5 protein-coding genes and 1 pseudogene are annotated in these 3,966 nt (G+C 73.0%); 2 read left to right on the forward strand and 4 right to left on the reverse strand.

Annotation, left to right across the window (positions count from 1 at the left end; genetic code table 11):
- Positions 1-102: pseudogene (locus GSF22_RS35210) on the forward strand (IS982 family transposase); the annotation flags it as partial.
- Positions 103-174: 72 nt separating this feature from the next.
- Here the strand turns inward: GSF22_RS35210 and GSF22_RS31635 are convergent.
- The 4 genes from GSF22_RS31635 to recO form a co-directional block, all read right to left on the reverse strand.
- Positions 175-465, reverse strand: coding sequence for a hypothetical protein (locus GSF22_RS31635; RefSeq protein WP_208817578.1), 291 nt, complete (start codon positions 463-465; stop codon positions 175-177).
- Between the two features lie 544 nt (positions 466-1,009).
- Positions 1,010-1,198: a hypothetical protein gene (locus tag GSF22_RS31640; RefSeq protein WP_208817579.1), complete on the reverse strand. Its 189-nt coding sequence runs from the start codon at positions 1,196-1,198 to the stop codon at positions 1,010-1,012.
- Between the two features lie 135 nt (positions 1,199-1,333).
- Positions 1,334-2,140, reverse strand: a complete 807-nt coding sequence (locus GSF22_RS31645; protein ID WP_208817581.1) for an isoprenyl transferase — start codon at positions 2,138-2,140, stop codon at positions 1,334-1,336.
- 29 nt (positions 2,141-2,169) lie between these two features.
- Complete coding sequence (recO, locus tag GSF22_RS31650; protein WP_208817580.1) at positions 2,170-2,964, reverse strand: DNA repair protein RecO; 795 nt, start codon at positions 2,962-2,964, stop codon at positions 2,170-2,172.
- A 100-nt stretch (positions 2,965-3,064) separates the two neighbouring features.
- On the opposite strand from recO, the gene GSF22_RS31655 reads away from it, so the two are divergent.
- Positions 3,065-3,850 (forward strand): DUF4097 family beta strand repeat-containing protein, encoded by a 786-nt coding sequence (locus GSF22_RS31655; protein ID WP_244454507.1) that lies wholly within the window; start codon positions 3,065-3,067, stop codon positions 3,848-3,850.
- Positions 3,851-3,966: the final 116 nt, after the last annotated feature.

Genomic DNA, 3,966 nt, shown 5'->3' on the forward strand with positions numbered 1-3,966 from the left:
GCCCGAGTCGCGCAGCGAATCCTCGCCATGACCGCCGCGATCTGGCACAACCGCGCCACCGGCCAACCCGTGACCAGGTCCCTGATCGCCTACGACCACTGACCCGACTTCGGACTTACTCGTCTAGACCCCAAGCAACAGAATCCGATAACAGGGGGCCCTTCCTCACACCGGTCAGCTCCGGCGGAACGCGTACCGGCGGGCCTGGGGCGTACGCTGCCCGCGCCCCGTACCGCCGGACCGGCCGTTGCCCACCGGCGGTCCGGCCTTCGGCGGCACCGGGCGGACGTCCGGGCCCCGCCCCGGATCAGCGGCTCCGGCCACTACCGGGTCTGCCGGTGGGGCCAGTGACAACTCGGCCGGCGCGGCCAGTGACGACTCGGTCGGCAGGTGCAGCGACGGCAGCGGCACCGAGGGCGGGTCGAGGGGCAGGCCGACCGGACCGGTGGGCTCCGTCGTGGACACCGGGAGGGCCGGGACCGGCCCGGTGCGACCGGTACGGTTCGGGCGGGACTTTCGGGGATTGCGGCTGGCAGGCATCCGGTACCTCCTTGACCGGCGGTCGGGCCGTCCCTCAGCTGAGGGCACGGCGGACCGCCACGACGGCGACAGACGGCGCGTCGGGTGGCACCCGGCGGGCAACGGTGTGTCCGGCTCGGGCGGGAAACGGGGGGTGCTCCGGGTGACCCACGGCCGACTGGACCGGTGGGACGGAATGTGCGGACGCCCGGAGCACCGGACCTGGTACAGGTCCGTGGCCCGCGCTGCGGCAGCGGGCCGGCTCGTGAAAGGTGGGCGTCAGTTACGCATGCCGTCACTCTAACCGGCCGCCGGTACGGCGCAACGGAATTACCGCGGTCACGGACCGGTGCCGGACGAACCGGGTCGACGGAAAGGCCACGGAAAAGGTCGGGGCCCTCCGGCAGTACCGGAGGCCCCGACCTCGTCGCGTGTGCGCCGTCGTACCGGCTCCGGGGCGGTGCCCTGCGGAGCCGGTCGTCGTCAACAACTACCAGAACCGGCGGCGGCGCCTGGCCCGCTGCGGGCGGACCAGGTCCGCGCCCCGGCTGAGTAGCCGGCTCACTCCGGACGGCCCACGCCGCGCCTCCAGTGTGTGGCTCAGCCGGCGGGCGCCGGCCGCCGCGAGTGGTACCGCCACCGCCATGATGGCCCATCGTCCGATCTGCTTCTGGATCATGTGTCCCACCTCCCGGATCGCTTCTCTGCGTAACCAGGTACCCAGTGGGACCGGACGGTAAGCCGGAACGGACGGATCAGCTGGGCGGGTCACACCTCGGCCGGTCGCGCCGAACCGGGGCACCCCGGCACCGGGTCAGCCCTGGCCGGGTGCGACCGGGTTGGGCAGCGCACCACCGAAGCGCCGGTCCCGCTGGGCGTACAGCTCGCAGGCGTACCAGAGGTGCCGCCGGTCGAAGTCGGGCCAGAGGGTGTCCAGCACCACCAGTTCGGCGTACGCGGACTGCCAGAGCAGGAAGTTGGAGATCCGCTGCTCCCCGGAGGGTCGCAGGAAGAGGTCTACGTCCGGCACCTCGGGGTGGTAGAGGTACCGGGCGATCATCTTCTCGTTGACCTTGGCCGGGTCGATCCGGCCGGCGGCCACGTCCCGGGCGATCGCGGCGGCCGCGTCGGCGATCTCCGCCTGACCGCCGTAGTTGACGCAGAACTGGAGGGTCAACGTGCTGTTGTCCCGGGACATCTCCTCGGCGGTCTGCAACTCGGAGATGACGCTCTTCCAGAGCCGGCCGGCCCGACCGGACCAGACCACCCGTACCCCGAGGTCGACGAGCTGGTCCCGACGGCGACGGATCACGTCCCGGTTGAAGCCCATCAGGAAGCGGACCTCGTCCGGCGAGCGCCGCCAGTTCTCGGTGGAGAACGCGTACGCCGACAGGTACGGGATGCCCAGCTCGATGGCGCCCTCGATGGTGTCGAAGAGGGAGAACTCCCCGGCCTCGTGTCCCCTGGTCCGGGGCAGGCCGCGTTCCTTGGCCCACCGACCGTTGCCGTCCATCACCACCGCGACGTGCTTCGGCAGCGCTTCGGCCGGCAGCGCGGGTGGCCTGGCTCCCGAGGGGTGCGGGGTCGGTGGGGTCGGCGTACGTCGCCGGTCCCGGCTCATCGATCGGATCACTCTGCCATCCCTCTAGCTCACGCGCGTTCCCGCTCCGCCGGTGCCGGGCCGCCCCGGTCGACCAGCGGCAGCGAGCGTAACCCGCGCTCCAGATGCCACTGCAGGTGCGCCGCGACCAGCCCGCTGCACTCCCGGCGTACCCCGGCCTCGGTGGCGTCCGCGACCCGCCAGTCCCCGGAGGTCAGCGCGGACATCAGGTCGATGGTGGCCGGCGCCGGGTGGGCCGCGCCGGGCGGCCGGCAGTCCGGGCAGACGCAGCCCCCGGCCGGGACCGAGAAGGCGCGGTACTCCCCCGGGGTGCCGCAGACGGCGCAGGCGGTCAGCGCGGGCGCCCAGCCGGCGAGCGCCATCCCGCGCAACAGGTACGCGTCGAGCACCAGGGTGGGGGCGTGTGTGCCGTCGGCCAGGGCGCGCAGGGCGCCGAGGGTGAGCTGGAAGAGGCGCAGGGAGGGCTCCCGCTCGACCGGGGTGAGCCGTTCGGCGGTCTCCGCGATGGCACTCGCGGCGGTGTAGCGCGGGTAGTCCCCGAGGAACCGCTTGCCGTAGAGGTCGATCCCCTCGACCTGGCTGACCGAGTGCAGGTTGCTGCCCACGTTGCCCTGCGGGTCCCCGGCGAGTTGCAGGTCGACGTGGCCGAAGGGCTCCAGCCGGGCGCCGAACCGGGAGGTGGTGCGGCGCACCCCCCGCGCGACGGCCCGCAGCCGGCCGTGCCGGCGGGTCAGCAGGGTGATGATCCGGTCGGATTCGCCGAGTTTCTGCACACGGAGCACCACCGCGTCGTCACGGTAGAGCTGGCGGCGGTACCCGGGCATCCGCCCATTCTCCCCGGGGTGCCCTCTCAGGGTCGCACTCGGGGTGGATCGGTGTGTTCCCCGATATGCCGGTCGGCGGGCGGGCCGTAACGTCGCGGCCATGCTTGTGCACACCCCCCGGTTGCTGACCGGTGCCACCGCCGCGCTGCTGCTCGGTGCCCTGGTCGGTTGCGGTGAGCTCGCCCAGCGTCGGCTCGACTTCTCCGACACGGAGGCGGTCAAGATCACCAAGATCACCATCCTTCCCGGTTCCGGGGACGTGCTCGTCCGCACCGCCGCCGTCCCGGACACCTCGATCAAGCGGGTGGTGCGCTACCAGGGCGGCCAGCAGCCGAAGGCCGCGTACCGGCTGGAAGGGACCGAACTCGTCCTGGACACCGACTGCGGGCGCCGGTGTTCGGTGTCGTTCGAGGTGCTCGCCCCGGAAGGGGTCACCGTCTCCGGGGAGAACGGCTCCGGCGACGTCGAACTCACCCGGGTCGGCGCGGTGGACCTGGTCGTCGGCTCCGGCGACATCCGGGTACGCGGCACCAGCGCGGGGGTACGGGCGGAGACCGGCTCCGGCAGCATCGAGGTGACCGACGTGACCGGTGCGGTCCGGCTGCGCGCCGGTTCGGGGGGTGTCACCGGGCGCGGGCTGCGCGGGGCCGAGATCGACGCGGAGACGGGTTCCGGGGACATCGAGTTGACCCTGGAGGCACCGGGCCCGGTGCGTGCGCACGCCGGCAGTGGATCGGTGGAGGTGACCGTGCCTCCGGGCGCGTACCAGGTACGCGCCCGGACCGGCTCGGGCCAGACCACGGTCGGCGTTCCGGACGATCCGACCGCGAGGCTGGTGCTGGACGTGGGCGCGGACAGCGGCGACGTGACGGTGCAGCCCCGCTGAGCTGCCACGGCAGCAGCGGTGCGGTCAGCCGGTGTTGACCCGACGGGCCATGGTGGTGGCCACCAGTCCCGCGCCGGAGGCACCGGCGGTCGCCTCCACCGGTACCGGGCCGGGGA

It is taken from the genome of Micromonospora echinofusca, from assembly GCF_017614955.1.
Taxonomy (GTDB): domain Bacteria; phylum Actinomycetota; class Actinomycetes; order Mycobacteriales; family Micromonosporaceae; genus Micromonospora; species Micromonospora echinofusca_A.